This window comes from Pantoea sp. RCC30.1, assembly GCF_058148845.1.
In genome coordinates this window covers 93,788-109,749 of sequence record NZ_JBXUHX010000009.1, presented here as the reverse complement: position 1 = coordinate 109,749, position 15,962 = coordinate 93,788, and the positions used below count along the sequence as shown (strand labels likewise).

General features: G+C 55.8%; 17 protein-coding genes. 12 read left to right on the top strand and 5 right to left on the bottom strand.

Annotated elements, in window-relative coordinates:
- Positions 1 to 19: 19 nt before the first annotated feature.
- A complete protein-coding gene (aat, locus tag AC2LB6_RS10470; RefSeq protein ID WP_490093447.1) occupies positions 20 to 712 on the top strand; it encodes a leucyl/phenylalanyl-tRNA--protein transferase in 693 nt (230 codons plus the stop codon).
- 345 nt (positions 713 to 1,057) lie between these two features.
- Complete coding sequence (gene infA / locus AC2LB6_RS10465) at positions 1,058 to 1,276, top strand: translation initiation factor IF-1 (RefSeq protein WP_002211347.1); 219 nt, start codon at positions 1,058 to 1,060, stop codon at positions 1,274 to 1,276.
- 85 nt (positions 1,277 to 1,361) lie between these two features.
- On the opposite strand, the gene clpA is transcribed toward infA, so the two are convergent.
- Positions 1,362 to 3,638, bottom strand: coding sequence for an ATP-dependent Clp protease ATP-binding subunit ClpA (clpA, locus tag AC2LB6_RS10460; RefSeq protein WP_490093446.1), 2,277 nt, complete (start codon positions 3,636 to 3,638; stop codon positions 1,362 to 1,364).
- A gap of 52 nt (positions 3,639 to 3,690) precedes the next feature.
- Positions 3,691 to 4,011 carry an ATP-dependent Clp protease adapter ClpS gene (clpS, locus tag AC2LB6_RS10455; RefSeq protein WP_003849318.1) on the bottom strand — a complete coding sequence of 107 codons (321 nt, stop codon included), beginning with the start codon at positions 4,009 to 4,011 and terminating at the stop codon, positions 3,691 to 3,693.
- A 316-nt stretch (positions 4,012 to 4,327) separates the two neighbouring features.
- Here clpS and cspD point away from each other — a divergent pair, with 316 nt between their 5' ends.
- A complete protein-coding gene (cspD, locus tag AC2LB6_RS10450) occupies positions 4,328 to 4,552 on the top strand; it encodes a cold shock-like protein CspD (RefSeq protein WP_003849316.1) in 225 nt (74 codons plus the stop codon).
- Between the two features lie 73 nt (positions 4,553 to 4,625).
- Here the strand turns inward: cspD and AC2LB6_RS10445 are convergent, their stop codons facing one another.
- Positions 4,626 to 6,263 (bottom strand): DUF2813 domain-containing protein, encoded by a 1,638-nt coding sequence (locus tag AC2LB6_RS10445; RefSeq protein WP_490093445.1) that lies wholly within the window; start codon positions 6,261 to 6,263, stop codon positions 4,626 to 4,628.
- 129 nt (positions 6,264 to 6,392) lie between these two features.
- Between AC2LB6_RS10445 and AC2LB6_RS10440 the strand changes: the two genes are divergently transcribed.
- From AC2LB6_RS10440 to ltaE, 3 genes are all read left to right on the top strand, one after another.
- Positions 6,393 to 7,292 carry a LysO family transporter gene (locus tag AC2LB6_RS10440; protein WP_490093444.1) on the top strand — a complete coding sequence of 300 codons (900 nt, stop codon included), beginning with the start codon at positions 6,393 to 6,395 and terminating at the stop codon, positions 7,290 to 7,292.
- A 130-nt stretch (positions 7,293 to 7,422) separates the two neighbouring features.
- Positions 7,423 to 9,144: a ubiquinone-dependent pyruvate dehydrogenase gene (gene poxB, locus AC2LB6_RS10435; protein WP_490093443.1), complete on the top strand. Its 1,722-nt coding sequence runs from the start codon at positions 7,423 to 7,425 to the stop codon at positions 9,142 to 9,144.
- Between the two features lie 71 nt (positions 9,145 to 9,215).
- On the top strand, positions 9,216 to 10,217 hold the full coding sequence (gene ltaE, locus AC2LB6_RS10430) for a low-specificity L-threonine aldolase (RefSeq protein WP_490093442.1): 1,002 nt from the start codon (positions 9,216 to 9,218) through the stop codon (positions 10,215 to 10,217).
- Between the two features lie 4 nt (positions 10,218 to 10,221).
- Here the strand turns inward: ltaE and AC2LB6_RS10425 are convergent, their stop codons facing one another.
- Complete coding sequence (locus tag AC2LB6_RS10425; protein ID WP_490093441.1) at positions 10,222 to 11,046, bottom strand: N-acetylmuramoyl-L-alanine amidase; 825 nt, start codon at positions 11,044 to 11,046, stop codon at positions 10,222 to 10,224.
- Positions 11,043 to 11,363, bottom strand: coding sequence for a heavy metal-binding domain-containing protein (locus AC2LB6_RS10420; protein ID WP_003849304.1), 321 nt, complete (start codon positions 11,361 to 11,363; stop codon positions 11,043 to 11,045). Before AC2LB6_RS10420 ends, AC2LB6_RS10425 begins: the two co-directional genes overlap by 4 nt.
- 106 nt (positions 11,364 to 11,469) lie before the next feature.
- Here AC2LB6_RS10420 and AC2LB6_RS10415 point away from each other — a divergent pair, with 106 nt between their 5' ends.
- The 6 genes from AC2LB6_RS10415 (at position 11,470) to AC2LB6_RS10390 (ending at position 15,948) form a co-directional block, all read left to right on the top strand.
- Positions 11,470 to 12,009 (top strand): lipoprotein, encoded by a 540-nt coding sequence (locus AC2LB6_RS10415; protein WP_136197196.1) that lies wholly within the window; start codon positions 11,470 to 11,472, stop codon positions 12,007 to 12,009.
- 225 nt (positions 12,010 to 12,234) lie between these two features.
- Complete coding sequence (gene artP, locus AC2LB6_RS10410; protein WP_490093440.1) at positions 12,235 to 12,963, top strand: arginine ABC transporter ATP-binding protein ArtP; 729 nt, start codon at positions 12,235 to 12,237, stop codon at positions 12,961 to 12,963.
- Between the two features lie 15 nt (positions 12,964 to 12,978).
- A complete protein-coding gene (artJ, locus tag AC2LB6_RS10405; protein ID WP_490093439.1) occupies positions 12,979 to 13,710 on the top strand; it encodes an arginine ABC transporter substrate-binding protein in 732 nt (243 codons plus the stop codon).
- Positions 13,711 to 13,716: 6 nt separating this feature from the next.
- A complete protein-coding gene (gene artQ, locus AC2LB6_RS10400) occupies positions 13,717 to 14,433 on the top strand; it encodes an arginine ABC transporter permease ArtQ (protein WP_003849293.1) in 717 nt (238 codons plus the stop codon).
- Entirely contained in the window at positions 14,433 to 15,101 is a 669-nt protein-coding gene (artM, locus tag AC2LB6_RS10395) for an arginine ABC transporter permease ArtM (RefSeq protein WP_179896261.1), read from the top strand. The genes artQ and artM overlap by 1 nt, the downstream gene beginning before the upstream one ends.
- Positions 15,102 to 15,216: 115 nt before the next feature.
- Positions 15,217 to 15,948, top strand: a complete 732-nt coding sequence (locus AC2LB6_RS10390; protein WP_490093438.1) for an arginine ABC transporter substrate-binding protein — start codon at positions 15,217 to 15,219, stop codon at positions 15,946 to 15,948.
- The last annotated feature ends 14 nt before the right edge of the window (positions 15,949 to 15,962 follow it).

Below are 15,962 nucleotides of genomic sequence, written 5' to 3'. Positions count from 1 at the left end.
TGCTGGGTAACTTAACGCGATGAGACTGGTACAACTGTCACGGGAATCTCTGCAATTTCCCCCACCTGAGATGGCGCTGCGCGAGCCAAACGGCCTGCTGGCGATGGGGGGGGATCTCTCCCCTGCCCGGCTGCTTAACGCCTATCAGCGCGGCATCTTCCCCTGGTTTTCGCCTGGCGATCCGATTCTCTGGTGGTCGCCCGATCCCCGTGCAGTTCTGTTACCCGAGCAGTTTCATCTCAGCCGCAGCATGAAGCGTTTCCATAACCGCTCGCCCTATCGGGTGACGATGAACGAGTCGTTTGATGAGGTTATTGAGGGCTGCGCCGCTGGTCGCGAGGAAGGCACCTGGATTACTTTTGAGATGAAACGCGCCTGGTTGCGACTTTATGAGCTTGGCCACGCCCACTCTATCGAGGTGTGGGACGGGCATCAGCTGGTGGGTGGCATGTATGGGCTGGCGATGGGACAAATCTTCTGCGGCGAATCGATGTTCAGCCGTCAGCAGAACGCGTCTAAAACCGCACTTTGGGTGTTTTGTCAGCATTTCATCCGGCATCAGGGCCGTCTGGTGGATTGTCAGGTACTTAACCCCCATACTGCTTCCTTAGGGGCGCAGGAGATCCCTCGCGCGGACTATCTGCAATATGTACAAAGCCTTGCGAGCCAGCCGGTCAGCGATGGCTGCTGGCAGACACAGACGCTTTTTTAGCTGCACAGAGATGTTTTGCACACATAAAGGCGCATAAGTGGTATAATAGTCGAGTTTGGTATGTCGTCCGCGCTTCGCAATAACGAGCCGGAATTGCCAGGCTGGGAATCTCAACGCACTCTCGGAACTGTTTTCAATCGTGCGCGTGTAACCGGTTGATACAGATTCTTAGCCCGCTAATCCCCCGCAGACGTCACCATAAACACCCTAATTTTACCGGATGCGCGAAACTGACGTGCACCCCGGCAAAGCGTTGGCAAAATCGCCGACGGTTCTTTACATAAATCGTTGAATTGGGCATTATCTTGCCGGTTCAACTGAAAGGTAGTACACCCAGAGGATTCGATGGCCAAAGAAGACAATATTGAAATGCAAGGTACCGTACTGGATACGTTACCTAACACCATGTTCCGCGTAGAACTTGAGAACGGACACGTGGTTACTGCTCACATCTCCGGTAAAATGCGCAAAAACTACATCCGCATCCTGACGGGTGACAAAGTGACCGTTGAGCTGACCCCGTACGACCTGAGCAAAGGCCGCATTGTCTTCCGTAGTCGCTAATTTGCAGTAATCTCATCACCCTGCATTTTGAAGCGAAAAAAAGGCCGGATTAAAATCCGGCCTTTTTCACATCTGCAGCAAGTAATTAATGCACAGTGCCTTCGGTTTTGCGTTTTTCAGCACTCAGGAAGTGATAGGTCAGTTCACCTTTCTCACGATCCAGCGCCACTGACACCGAGCCGCCATCTACCAGCGAACCAAACAGCAGTTCATTGGCTAACGGTTTCTTGAGGCTGTCCTGCACGGTGCGCGCCATCGGACGAGCACCCATCGCTTTGTCATAGCCCTTCTCAGCCAGCCAGTCGCGCGCTTCATCACTGACTTCCAACGACACGCCTTTCGCATCCAGCTGCGCCTGCAACTCGACAATAAACTTGTCGACCACCTGATGGATCACCTCAGGTGACAGATGGTTGAACCAGATGATGTTGTCGAGACGGTTACGAAACTCTGGCGTAAAGAGCTTTTTGATCTCTTCCATCGCATCGGTGCTGTTGTCCTGATGAATCAGGCCAATCGACTTACGTTCAGTCTCACGCACACCGGCGTTGGTAGTCATCACCAGCACCACGTTGCGGAAATCCGCTTTACGACCGTTGTTGTCGGTCAGCATGCCGTTGTCCATTACCTGCAACAGCAGGTTGAAGACATCCGGGTGTGCTTTCTCAATCTCATCCAGCAACACCACAGCATGAGGATGCTTAATCACCGCATCCGTCAGCAGGCCGCCCTGATCAAAGCCGACATAACCCGGAGGTGCACCAATCAGACGACTGACGGTGTGACGTTCCATATACTCGGACATATCAAAACGCAGCAGCTCAATACCCAGCGCTTTCGCCAGCTGCACGGTAACTTCTGTTTTACCGACACCCGTTGGTCCGGCAAACAGGAAGGAACCAACCGGCTTGCGATCCTGACCCAGACCAGCGCGGCTCATTTTGATTGCTTCAGTCAGCACCTCAATGGCTTTGTCCTGCCCAAATACCAGCATCTTCAGACGATCACCCAGATTTCTCAGCGTATCGCGATCGGTTGCTGACACGCTCTGCTCCGGAATACGGGCAATGCGGGCCACTACGGTTTCAATGTCAGAAACATTGATAGTTTTCTTACGCTTGCTGGCCGGCATCAGGCGCGCACGCGCACCCGCTTCATCAATCACGTCAATCGCCTTGTCAGGCAGATGACGATCGTTGATATATTTCACCGCCAGTTCCACGGCTGCACGCACTGCTTTCGCGGTATAACGCACATCATGATGTGCTTCGTATTTGGTTTTCAGACCATTCACGATCTGCACGGTCTCCTCAACAGAAGGCTCCGTGATATCGATCTTCTGGAAGCGACGTGCCAGAGCACGATCTTTTTCGAAGATATTGCTGAATTCCTGATAGGTAGTAGAACCCATGACGCGGATCCTGCCGCCAGAGAGCAGCGGTTTAATCAGGTTAGCCGCATCAACCTGGCCTCCCGACGCGGCACCTGCACCGATGATAGTATGGATCTCATCGATAAACAGAATGCTGTGTTCGTCTGACTCCAGCTGTTTCAGCAGCGCTTTGAAACGTTTTTCAAAGTCACCACGGTATTTGGTGCCCGCCAGCAAGGAACCAATATCCAGCGAGTAAATCGTGCAATCTTTCATCACTTCCGGTACGTCACCCTGCTCGATACGCCAGGCGAGACCTTCTGCAATAGCGGTTTTACCCACACCCGATTCACCCACCAGCAGCGGGTTGTTTTTACGGCGACGGCACAGCACCTGAATGGTTCGTTCCAGCTCTTTATCGCGACCAATCAGTGGATCGATACCACCGACGCGAGCAAGCTGATTTAGATTGGTGGTGAAGTTTTCCATACGCTCCTCCCCGCCTGCTTGCTCTTCGTTAACCGGATTTTCAGCGCCTGGCGCCTGGCCAGGCTCGTCTTTGCGCGTACCGTGAGAGATGAAATTCACCACATCAAGGCGGCTGACTTCATGTTTGCGTAACAGATAAGCCGCCTGCGACTCCTGCTCGCTGAAGATGGCGACCAGCACATTCGCTCCGGTGACTTCACTGCGACCGGATGACTGAACATGGAAAACCGCACGCTGCAGAACGCGCTGGAAGCTGAGCGTCGGTTGTGTATCGCGCTCCTCTTCGCTGGCGGGCAGCACCGGCGTGGTTTGTTCGATGAAGGCTTCGAGTTCCTGCCGCAGAGCCACAAGATCCACCGTACAGGCTTCCAGTGCCTCTCTGGCCGACGGGTTACTGAGCAACGCCAGTAACAGATGCTCGACGGTCATAAACTCATGACGGTGCTCACGCGCTCTGGCGAAAGCCATATTTAAACTGAGTTCCAGTTCTTGATTGAGCATTAGGCACCTCCCCCAATTATCGCCCTTACCAGTTTCCTATATGGAGACGGGTTCAGGCCTTTTCCAGCGTACACAGCAACGGATGATGATTTTCCCGCGCATAATTGTTCACCTGGGCCGCTTTTGTTTCGGCGACTTCTGCAGTAAATACACCACAGATCGCCTTGCCGTGATAGTGAACTTTCAACATCAGCTGCGTTGCACGTTCAACATCATAAGAAAAGAACTTTTGTACGACGTCAATAACAAATTCCATAGGTGTATAATCGTCATTATTCAGAATGACTTTATACATAGAAGGCGGCTTTAACCCTTCGCGTACTTTATCTTCGGCCAGATGTTCAAAGTTAAGCCAGTCGTTTGTGTTTGCCATAGTGTTCCGTTGAGATTTTGCTTTTAGCCTTTAAGTAGCTACATATTGAGAGTTTAACATGCCTGTCAAGCTGCTGGCCGCTGCTGAAAATTTATTCAACAATTCCCTTGCGCGACCTGCATCACAAAATTTGCAATAGCGTTAACTGCCTCAAATTTTGATGATTTTTTCCCCACCTGGCCCGGTGGTTTGCTTGACGCCAGCGGCGCTTTCTCTACATTCTACCTGCACAGGCTGATTGAGTTTTAATCAAATCCGACTCACAGCTTAAAAGACCTCACCTACTTATAAAATGTCTTGCGAGGGAAGTAAAAGCATGGAGACGGGCACAGTTAAATGGTTCAATAATTCCAAAGGCTTTGGCTTTATCTGTCCGGTTGGCGGTGGCGAAGATATTTTTGCGCACTACTCCACCATTCAGATGGAAGGCTACCGAACGCTAAAGGCAGGCCAGCAGGTACAGTTCGATGTCCATGAAGGTCCAAAAGGCAATCACGCCAGCCTCATCGTGCCGGTTGTTGAGGTACAGGCCGTGGCCTGATCCTGAACCCACCTCTGAACAGTGACCCAAAAATGCCAGCCAGTGCCGCTGGCATTTTCATCTCTGACACGCCTCAGTCCGCCTGGCCCTGCGCCAGTCCAATCACCCGGGCAAACATCTGCCGCATCAACGGCGGGATGGCCTCCGGCCCGCGTTCCGCCGCCGACGTAGCCACGGCGATCGCCAGTTCTGGCTTGGAACTCTGATGAATCGCTTTGGTAATAATACGCCTGGAACTCATCGGAACGTTTAACGGCAGGTGCGCCATCTGATGATAGACATCCTGAAAACCATGCTGATAAAGAAAATTCTCCATATCCAGAGCCGGTAACTGCGTCAGAAAACGCGGCTCAGGATCGCCCGGCTGTAACTGCGTGCGTACCGTACTGGCATATTTATTACCCGCCTGATCGCCGTCGGTCAGCACATGCCAGGCGATGCCCATGCGCCGGGCAAATTTCAGCAGCGGCTTTAAGCCCGATTGAGCAAACTCAATCACCTTCACCCCTTCCGCCGCGAAGTTATAACCGCATTGCTGCGCCAGCTCATTCATGATCCAGACTTCCGTTTCTCCCTCTACCAGCAGCCAGCAGCGGGCGAACAGCGCCGCAGGCCGGTTAACACGAATATGGAAACCGATGCGACGACTCTCTTCGGCACTCAGTCCTTCCGGACCGATTCGCCAGGCCGCCACGCGCGAGGATTCACGCACCAGACGACAGACGTTTTCCACCGGCACCTGCGAGAGCAGCTCAGAAGAGTTGGTGGTGGCGATTTTTTGCAGCGGCAGCAGCTTCAGCAGGTTCCACGCCACGGACAGCATAATCGGATGCAGCCGGGTTTCCGGATCTTCAATCAGCAGCAGCGGCCGCGCACCGGCGGCCAGTGGAACATCACCCCGTGCCTCAATCAGCAGGGTAAACATCTGCAGCAGGATCAGCTGACGGCTGCGGGAGTCGGTTCCGGCAATAAGCTGATTCAGGTGATCCAGCGCCCGCCATCCCTCCCCCCCGTCGCGCGTCTGCAGATCCCGCGAGCGGGCCTCGCCACCCGCACCGGGCGGCTGCACCAGAAAGTAGTGCTGCATCAGTTGCTGCATGGTCTTCAGCCCCTGTCGCAGTACCTCATCGCTGAGCTGCTGCGGATGTCGCTCCAGATCGCGTGCCAGCGTCTCCATACCAACCAGCAGTTCAGGATGCGGGGGTGACACTGGCACGCTGCTCCGCGTCCGCTTACTGAAACGTGCATCGCGCAGCCGCAGCACCGGATAGCGTTTCAGCAACAGGTCGATTGCCGCCACGCAGTTCTGCTCAGGCAACAGCTGAGCATTCACATCAACAAAGCGACGACGGGTTTCGATGCCGCTGTCCCGCCAGGTGGCACTGACACTGTAATAGAGCCGACGCTGGCCCTGCGCATCACGCTGCCAGAAGGTCGAGAGCACCGCATCCGGGTCGCTGCCGTCATCGCGAAAGTGGAACACCACCGAAAGACGGCGCATCGAATCGGTCACATCGCCCGGCGTAAAATGGAAATCAGCCTGGTTAAAAACATAGGCCGGCTCACAGGGCGAAAGCAGCAGGCTCAGGGCATCCAGCAGGCTGGATTTGCCCCAGGCATTCTCACCAATCAGCAGATTGGTCTGGGTTAAAGGCAGTGAGAGCTTATTGATGCCGCGGAAACCGCGAATGTCGATATGTTCCAGAATCATAGGCGTCCATCCTCAGTTTATAAACAGCATGGTTGCCGCCAGCCAGCCGGTCAAGCCACTTTCTCAGGGTTTACTCCGTTACGCTTTTTCGCTAGCTTGTGGCCTCTTTATCGCATGGATGGCAATGATATGTATTCCGGACTCCTGATTATTCTGCTGCCGCTGATTGCTGGCTGGCTGTTACCGTTCCGTAAAACCGCCACCCTGCGACGCGTGAATCAGCTGCTGGGCTGGATGGTTTACGTCATTCTGTTCTTTATGGGCATCAGCCTGGCCTTTCTCGACAATCTGAGCAGCAATCTCCTGGCGGTCTTTCACACCGCGCTGGTGGCGGCGTTCTGCATTCTGCTATGCAACCTGCTGGCGCTGCGCGGGCTGGAAAAATATGCACCCTGGCAGCATGCGCATCGACAGGAGAAACTGCCGTCGCGGCTGCATATGGCGCTGGACTCCCTGAAGCTTTGTGGCGTTGTCGTCATCGGTTTTGTGCTTGGCCTGACTCAGTGGCCCCTGCTGCACCACGCTTCGACGGCCAGCGAATATGCGCTGATCTTCCTGCTGTTTCTGGTGGGCATTCAGCTGCGCGGCAGTGGCATGACGTTGCGGCAGATTATCCTGAACCGACGCGGCATGCTGGTCGCCAGCGTCGTGCTGGTCAGCGCGCTGATCGGCGGCATGATAGCCGCGTTACTGCTGGGCTTACCGCTGAAAACCGGTCTGGCGTTGGCAAGTGGCTTTGGCTGGTACTCGCTCTCCGGCATTCTGATGACCGAAGCTTTTGGTCCGGTCATCGGCAGCGCCGCCTTCTTCAACGATCTGGTGCGTGAACTGGTCGCAATCATGCTGATCCCGGCGCTGATTGGCCGCCATCGCTCCAGCGCTCTGGGGCTGTGCGGTGCCACCTCGATGGACTTTACCCTGCCGGTGCTGCAGCGGGCGGGCGGCAACGAGATTGTCCCGGCTGCCATTGTGCATGGTTTTGTCATGAGCCTGCTGGCTCCGATTCTGATTGCCCTCTTCTCTGCCTGAATCCGGTCTGAGATGCGCTGAGCTCTGCCAGCGCATTTTTTCACGCCTGCTTTTCTGCCGTTTCGTCTACGCTTCTTTTTTCGGTTCTGGTCACGTCACTCTTCAGGGCGGGCCGACATAGGAGAAGAGCATGAAACAAACCGTGGCGGCGCTGGTCGCCAAAACGCTGGAAAGCGCGGGCGTTAAACGCATCTGGGGCGTCACCGGGGATTCCCTTAATGGCCTGAGCGATAGCCTTAATCGCATGGGCACTATCGAATGGATGCCGACGCGCCACGAAGAAGTCGCCGCCTTTGCGGCGGGTGCTGAAGCCCATATTAGCGGTGAACTGGCGGTCTGCGCCGGCTCCTGCGGACCAGGCAATTTACATCTCATCAACGGTTTGTTCGATTGCCATCGCAACCGCGTCCCGGTTCTGGCGATTGCAGCGCATATTCCCTCCAGTGAAATCGGCAGCGGATATTTCCAGGAAACCCATCCGCAGGAGCTGTTCCGCGAATGCAGCCACTACTGTGAGCTGGTCTCGAATCCTGAGCAGTTACCGCAGGTGCTGGGCATCGCAATGCGTAAAGCGATTCTGAATCGTGGCGTCTCGGTGGTCGTACTGCCAGGTGATGTCGCGCTGAAACTGGCGCCAGAAAGCGCCAGCACAGAGTGGTATCCGCCGCAGTTGCCGCAGGTCCTGCCGCAGACTGACGAACTGGCCCGGCTGGCACAGACGCTGAACGAAGCCACTGACATTACGCTGTTGTGCGGCAGTGGCTGTGCAGGTGCGCATCAGGAAGTGGTGGCGCTGGCAGAAGCGCTGAAAGCCCCTATCGTTCATGCGCTGCGCGGCAAAGAACACATAGAGTATGACAACCCTTATGACGTCGGCATGACCGGCCTGATTGGGTTCTCATCCGGATTCCACGCCATGATGAATGCCGGGACGCTGGTGTTGCTTGGCACCCAGTTTCCTTATCGCGCCTTCTATCCGGAAAACGCTAAGATCATTCAGATCGACATCAATCCGGGCAGCCTCGGCTCACACTGCCACGTCGATCAGGCCTATGTCGGCGATGTGAAAAGCACACTGCAGGCACTACTGCCGCAATTGACGCCCAAAAGCGATCGCAGACATCTCGACAGTGCGGTTAAACACTATGGCGAGGCACGTAAAAGTCTCGACGAACTGGCGCAGCCCAACGACAAGCAGCCAATTCATCCGCAATATCTGGCACAGCAGATCAGCCACTACGCCAGCGATGACGCTATTTTTACCTGCGATGTCGGAACCCCGACCGTGTGGGCGGCGCGCTATCTGAAGATGAACGGCCGACGTCGCCTGCTGGGTTCGTTTAACCATGGCTCGATGGCGAACGCGATGCCACAGGCGCTGGGCGCGCAGTCGATTGATCGCAATCGTCAGGTTGTCGCGCTGTGCGGCGACGGCGGCTTCAGCATGCTGATGGGTGATTTTATCTCGCTGGCGCAGCTGAAAATGCCGGTGAAACTGGTGATCTTCAATAACAGCGTACTCGGCTTTGTGGCGATGGAGATGAAAGCGGGTGGCTATCTCACCGATGGCACCGAGCTGGAAAATCCTGACTTCGCCGCTATCGCCCAGGCCTGCGGCATCCTTGGCATACGGGTGGAAAAGGCGTCGGACCTTAATGGCGCGCTGGAGCAGGCGTTTGCCCACGATGGCCCGGTGCTGGTGGATGTCATTACCGCCAAAGAGGAGCTGGCCATGCCGCCGCAGATTAAAATGGAGCAGGCTAAAGGCTTCAGCCTCTACATGCTGCGCGCCATCATGAATGGTCGTGGTGATGAGGTGGTAGAACTGGCGAAAACCAACTGGCTGCGGTAAAACAGAGGTTCCATCCAGGCGGGCGCGATGCCCGCCTTTTTTTTCTCTTCCGCCACATCCAGGAGCATAAGGTGATCGATTTACGCAGTGATACCGTGACCCGGCCCAGCGCCGCCATGTTAAGCGCGATGATGTCTGCCGAAACCGGTGATGACGTCTACCGTGACGATCCCACCGTGAATGTGCTGGAGGCGGAAGCTGCACGTCTGAGCGGCAAAGCAGCGGCCCTGTTTTTCCCCACTGGCACCCAGGCGAACCTGGTTGCGTTGCTCAGCCACTGCGAACGCGGCGATGAATATATCGTCGGTCAGCAGGCGCATAACTACAAATATGAGGCGGGCGGCGCAGCGGTGCTGGGCAGTATTCAGCCGCAGCCGGTATTGGCCGCCGGGGATGGCACCCTGCCGCTTGACGTGGTGGCTGCGGCTATTAAGCCGGACGATATTCACTTCGCCCGCACCCGTCTGCTGAGTCTGGAGAACACCCATCACGGTAAGGTGCTTTCGACAGACTATCTGGAACAGGCGTGGACCTTTACCCGCGAACATAAGCTGGCGCTGCACATTGATGGCGCACGTATTTTCAATGCAGTGGTCGCACAAAAGACCACGCTGGCGGCGATTGCCCGCTACTGCGATACCCTCACCATCTGTCTCTCTAAAGGTCTGGGCACGCCCGTCGGTTCGCTGCTGTGTGGCGATACAGCGCTGATTGAGCGCGCCCGTCGCTGGCGTAAAATGACCGGCGGCGGCATGCGCCAGACCGGTATTCTGGCGGCGGCGGGTCTCTATGCGTTAGAACACAACGTGGCGCGACTGCAGGAGGATCATGACAATGCCGCCTGGCTGGGCCAGCAGTTGCATGAGCTGGGCGTCAGCGTGATTGATCAGCAGACTAACATGCTGTTTGTGGCGGTGCCGGAAGCCCTGGTCAAACCATTAGGTGAGTGGATGAAAGCGCGCGGCGTGTTAATCAGCGTCGGGACGCGCACCCGGCTGGTCACCCATCTGGATGCTGATCGTGCGGCGCTGGAGCAGGTTGTCGCCCACTGGAAAGCGTTTCTGCAACAGTAATCCGCTATTCCGCCGCGCCATACTTCTCCAGTAGCGCGGCAGCTATCGCGGCGGTTTCGGCATCGGGCTGACCGCGATAATCCGCAGGCCGGAAGTGCATCTGAAACGCGGCAATCACCTTCTGCTGATCACCCGCACTCATCCCCTCTGTCACCGCATAACCGAAGCGCTGCAGACTTTCCATGAGTGGCTGCACGGGCACCTGCGCGTGCGGATCCTGACCTGCTAAATAAAACTGTACCTGTCCGGCATCCGGCCAGGCACCGAGTCCGCGCTGTGCCAGCTGTTGCCACGGGAACAGTGGACCGGGATCCTGCTTGCGCTGTGGCGCGATATCACTGTGCCCGACAATGTTTTCGGGTGGAATACCGTAACGCTGTGCAATATCGCGCACCAGCGCCTCCAGAGTGGTGATCTGCGCAGCGGTAAAGGGCTGCCATTCGAGCCCGGTCAGCGTCCGGCGATAACCCCGGTTCACCAGTTCAATGCCAATCGAGGTGTCATTAATGCGGCTGGCTCCACGCCAGAAACTGGGTCCGGCATGCCAGGCGAGCTGCTGCTCCGGGACCAGCTGCCAGATAACGCCTTTACCGGCGCGCTGAGGCGGCTGGCGGGGGATCAGATAGTGGGCGCTGACTTCCCGATCGGTAAGTGTCGCCAGCGACGAAGAAAAGTCTTCGGCGGTGTAGTGGATCACAATCACCTTCACCCGCGGTCGCGCGCCCTGCGCGGGATGCCGCAGATCGGCCCAGTAGCCGTCACGGGATTCCATACCGGAGTGGCAGCCCGCCAGCAGCAGTGCCAGCATCAGCAACAGCCCGCGTTTCAACGAATGATTACCGCCGTGCCGCTGACGCTGACCATCAGCATGCTGCCATCTTTGCCGACCGTTTCGTAATCAATGTCGATACCGACCACCGCGTTGGCACCCAGCGCCTTTGCCTGCTCTTCCAGCTCTTCAAACGCAATCTCGCGCGCTTTGCGCAGCTCTTTCTCATACGCGCCGGAACGGCCACCGACTACATCACGGATGCCCGCGAAAAAATCACGGAAGATGTTGGCACCCAGAATCGCTTCACCGGTGACGACGCCACAATATTCGCTGATGCTGTGACCTTCAAGCGTTGGGGTTGTTGAAAATTTCATCGCATTCTCCTTGTTGAAAACCGGACTAAGGCTCTTTCGACTAAAAAGCACGGCTATACTCTATGCTAAAAAGGGCACCTTGCCAGAGAACCATAAGGAAATCGAGATGAGAAACAACGCGTTTGCGCTAATGATCCCAGCGGCCCTGCTGCTCAGCGCCTGTACCACCGTTGAGCCAGTTATTAAGGATAATGGCCCGCGTACCGCCCCCTGCATCGCAGGCGGTCCTGACCAGGTAGCCCAGAAGTTTTACGACCTGCGTGTCGAACAGCCCACACAGGGTCTGCCTGACAGCAATACCCTGGCAAAATATCGCCCTTATCTGAGTGATGCGCTTTATCACTCCCTGCAGGCGGCCAGCGGCAGCAACGCCGGTGCACAGTGGCGTAATGGCGATCTCTTCTCCAGCCTGTCACAGGGTCCGACGGCCGCCAGCGTCGCCGATGCTTCCTCGATTCCGAACCGCGATGCACGCAACATTCCGCTGCGGGTCGAACTGAGCCGTGACGGTAAGCAATGGCAGGATGAAGTGCTGATGATCCACCAGGGCACCTGCTGGGTGGTCGACGACGTGCGCTACATGGCTAACCCTGCGCATGCCGAAGGCGGAAGCCTGAGCCAGATGCTTGAAAAATCAAAAAAATAACCTCAGGTTTGAAGGTTATGAAAAGCGCAGCCACCGCAGGTGACTGCGCTTTTTTTATTGCCGCAGTCCCGTCCCACAGCACCGGGCTGATGCCAGACTGCGCATGATATTGTGCTAAGCTTTGGCTGATTACCTGCTGTTTTACAAATTTTAACCCACCTTATTTGCATAACTATTCTGGTGACGTTAAAATCCGCGATACTAATAGCTATTCAAATCTGGCGCATGAGTATTCAATTAAACGCAATAAACTGCTTCTACGGTGCTCATCAGGCGCTGTTCGACATCAACCTTGAGTGTCCGCAAGGCGAGACTCTGGTACTGCTGGGTCCCAGCGGTGCGGGCAAGAGTTCGCTGCTGCGGGTGCTTAACCTGCTGGAGCAGCCTCGTTCAGGTCAGTTGCAGATTGCCGGCAATCAATTCGATTTCACTCAGAAACCGTCTGATGCCGCGATTCGCGAACTGCGTCAGAACGTCGGTATGGTGTTCCAGCAATATAATCTCTGGCCGCATCTCACCGTGCTGCAGAATCTGATTGAAGCGCCCTGCCGCGTTCTGGGCCTCAGCAAAAGCGATGCCCGTGCCCGCGCCGAAAAGCTGCTTGACCGGCTGCGCCTCACGCCCTACAGCGATCGCTTTCCGCTGCACCTCTCCGGTGGTCAGCAGCAGCGTGTGGCAATTGCCCGTGCGCTGATGATGGAACCGCAGGTGCTGCTGTTCGATGAGCCGACGGCCGCGCTGGACCCTGAAATTACCGCACAGATTGTCAGTATCATTCGCGAACTGGCGCAGACCCGCATTACCCAGGTGATTGTAACCCATGAAGTGGAGGTGGCACGTAAAACGGCCAGCCGCGTTGTTTACATGGAGAACGGTCGTATTGTGGAACAGGGCGATGCCAGCTGCTTTACACAGCCGCAAACCGAGGCGTTTGCTCACTATCTTTCGCACTAAGTCAGGATGCTAAAAATGAAAAAAATGGTACTTGCTGCACTGCTTGCCGGTTTTAGCCTGAGCGCTACCGCGGCACAGACAATTCGTTTTGCGACCGAAGCCTCTTATCCTCCTTTTGAGTTTGTAGATGCGAACAACAAAATTCAGGGCTTTGACGTCGATCTGGCTAACGCGCTGTGTAAAGAGATCGACGCGAACTGTACCTTCACCAACCAGGCGTTCGACAGCCTGATCCCAAGCCTGAAATTCCGTCGCTTTGATGCGGTGATGGCGGGCATGGATATCACACCGGATCGTGAAAAACAGGTCCTGTTCACCAAGCCTTACTACGACAACTCAGCGTTGTTTGTTGCCCAGAAAGGCAAAGTCGCCAGCGTTGAAGCGCTGAAAGGCAAGCGGGTTGGCGTTCAGAACGGCACCACTCATCAGAAATACCTGACGGATAAACACAGCGACATCACCATCGTTCCTTACGACAGCTATCAGAACGCGGTGCTGGATCTGAAAAATGGCCGTATTGATGCCGTATTCGGTGACACCGCCGTGGTCAACGAGTGGCTGAAGCAGAATGCTGCGCTGGCTGCCGTGGGCGACAAAGTCACGGACAAAGCCTACTTTGGTACTGGCCTGGGCATTGCGGTACGCACCGGCAACACCGATCTGCAGACCAGATTCAATGGCGCGCTGGATAAGATCAAAGCGGATGGCACGTACAAAACCATCTACAGCAAATGGTTCCAGCAGTAATCTCTGATGAATGAAATGATGACCCTCGCAAGCGCCGCCGGGATGACCGTCGGCCTTGCTGTTTGTGCTCTCATCGCTGGCCTTGTGCTGGCGATGATTTTCGCTGGCTGGGAGTCACTGCGCCTGAGACCGCTGGCGTGGATTGGCACCGGCCTGGTGACGCTGATCCGTGGCCTGCCGGAAATTCTGGTGGTGCTGTTTATCTATTTTGGCGCGTCACAGCTGCTGCTCACCCTCTCTGACGGTTTCACGCTGAACTTCGGGCTGTTTACGCTGCCGGTTCAGATGCAGATTGAGAACTTCGATGTCAGTCCTTTCCTGTGCGGTGTAATTGCGCTGGCAATGCTCTATGCCGCCTACGCCTCACAGACGCTGCGCGGCGCACTCAAAGCGGTGCCGGTCGGTCAGTGGGAGTCGGGACAGGCGCTGGGCATGAAAAAGTCGGCTATTTTTCTGCGGCTGATTATGCCGCAGATGTGGCGTCACGCCCTGCCCGGTCTGGGTAATCAGTGGCTGGTGCTACTGAAAGATACCGCCCTGGTCTCACTAATCAGCGTCAATGACCTGATGCTGCAAACCAAAAGTATCGCCACCCGTACGCAGGAGCCGTTTACCTGGTTCCTGGTGGCGGCCGCGATCTACTTAGTGATTACGCTGTTCAGCCAGGCGGTGTTACGCCGCATCGAACTGCGCACTACCCGCTTTGAACGGGGGAACAGCTAATGCTGGCCTATCTGCCTGAACTCCTGAAAGGGCTGCACACCAGCCTGACGCTGACGGCGGCCTCGCTGGTGGTGGCACTGCTGCTCGCGCTGCTCTTCACCGTGGTGCTGTCGCTGAAAACGCCGGTGTTTAATCCGCTGGTGAAAGGCTTTATCACGCTGTTTACCGGTACGCCGCTGCTGGTGCAGATCTTCCTGATCTACTACGGTCCGGGACAGTTTCCGTCGATCCAGCAGATCCCCTGGCTATGGCATTTACTGTCGCAGCCCTGGCTCTGCGCGATGCTGGCGCTGTCGCTGAATAGCGCGGCTTACACCACGCAACTGTTTTATGGTGCGGTCCGGGCGATTCCTTCCGGACAGTGGCAATCGTGTGCGGCACTTGGCATGAGTCGCAAAGACACCCTGCGCATTCTGCTGCCGTATGCATTTAAACGTGCCCTCTCTTCTTACTCCAATGAAGTGGTACTGGTGTTTAAAGGCACCTCGCTGGCCTACACCATCACCCTGATGGAAGTGATGGGCCACGGCCAGTTGCTCTATGGCCGCACTTACGACATCACGGTCTACGCCGCAGCAGGTCTGATTTATCTCTGCGTTAACGGTTTGCTGACGCTGATGATGCGACTGATTGAAAAGCGCGCTCTGGCCTTTGAACGACGTAACTGAATTCAGGGCGAGGCCCCTCGCCCTTTTCGCCTTAAAAATCACAATAATTGCATAAAAATTCATTTTATGGCAGGGTATCGCCTTCTCTGGCTGACCACATCACAGGACTCATAAAATGAAAAAATGGATTATTGCCGCTGCGCTGGCTTCACTCACAATGACAGCCCAGGCAGCAGAAAAGATTCGCTTCGCCGCCTCAGCGACCTATCCGCCGTTTGAAACGCTGGATCGGGAAAATAATCTGGTGGGGTTTGATATCGACCTGGCCAAAGCGCTGTGTCAGCAGATGAAAGCAGAGTGCACCTTTACCAATAACGCCTTCGACAGCCTGATTCCGTCACTAAAGTTCCGCCGCTATGACGCGGTCATTTCCGGCATGGATATCACTGCTGAGCGTAGCAAGCAGGTCGATTTTACCCAGCCCTATTACGCTAACTCCGCCATTGTGATCGCGCAGAAAGGCAAGTTCAGCAGCTTCAGTGATTTGAAAGACAAACGCATCGGCGTTGAAAACGGCACCACCCACCAGAAGTACCTGCAGGATAAGCATCCGGAAGTGAAAGTAGTGGCGTATGACAGTTATCAGAATGCGATTCTGGATATGAAGAATGGCCGGCTGGATGGCGTGTTCGGCGACAGCGCGGTGGTGAATCAGTGGCTGAAGACCAATCCGGATCTCGCCACGGTCGGTGAACATGTCACGGATGCAGACTACTTTGGCACCGGCCTGGGCATTGCGGTACGTAAAGGCAATACCGCGCTCCGCGATCAGCTCAATCAGGCGCTGACCGAACTGAAAGCTAACGGCAGCTGGCAGCAGCTTAATCAGAAGTGGTTCCCGGAGTAATTCCGGAGATTTCA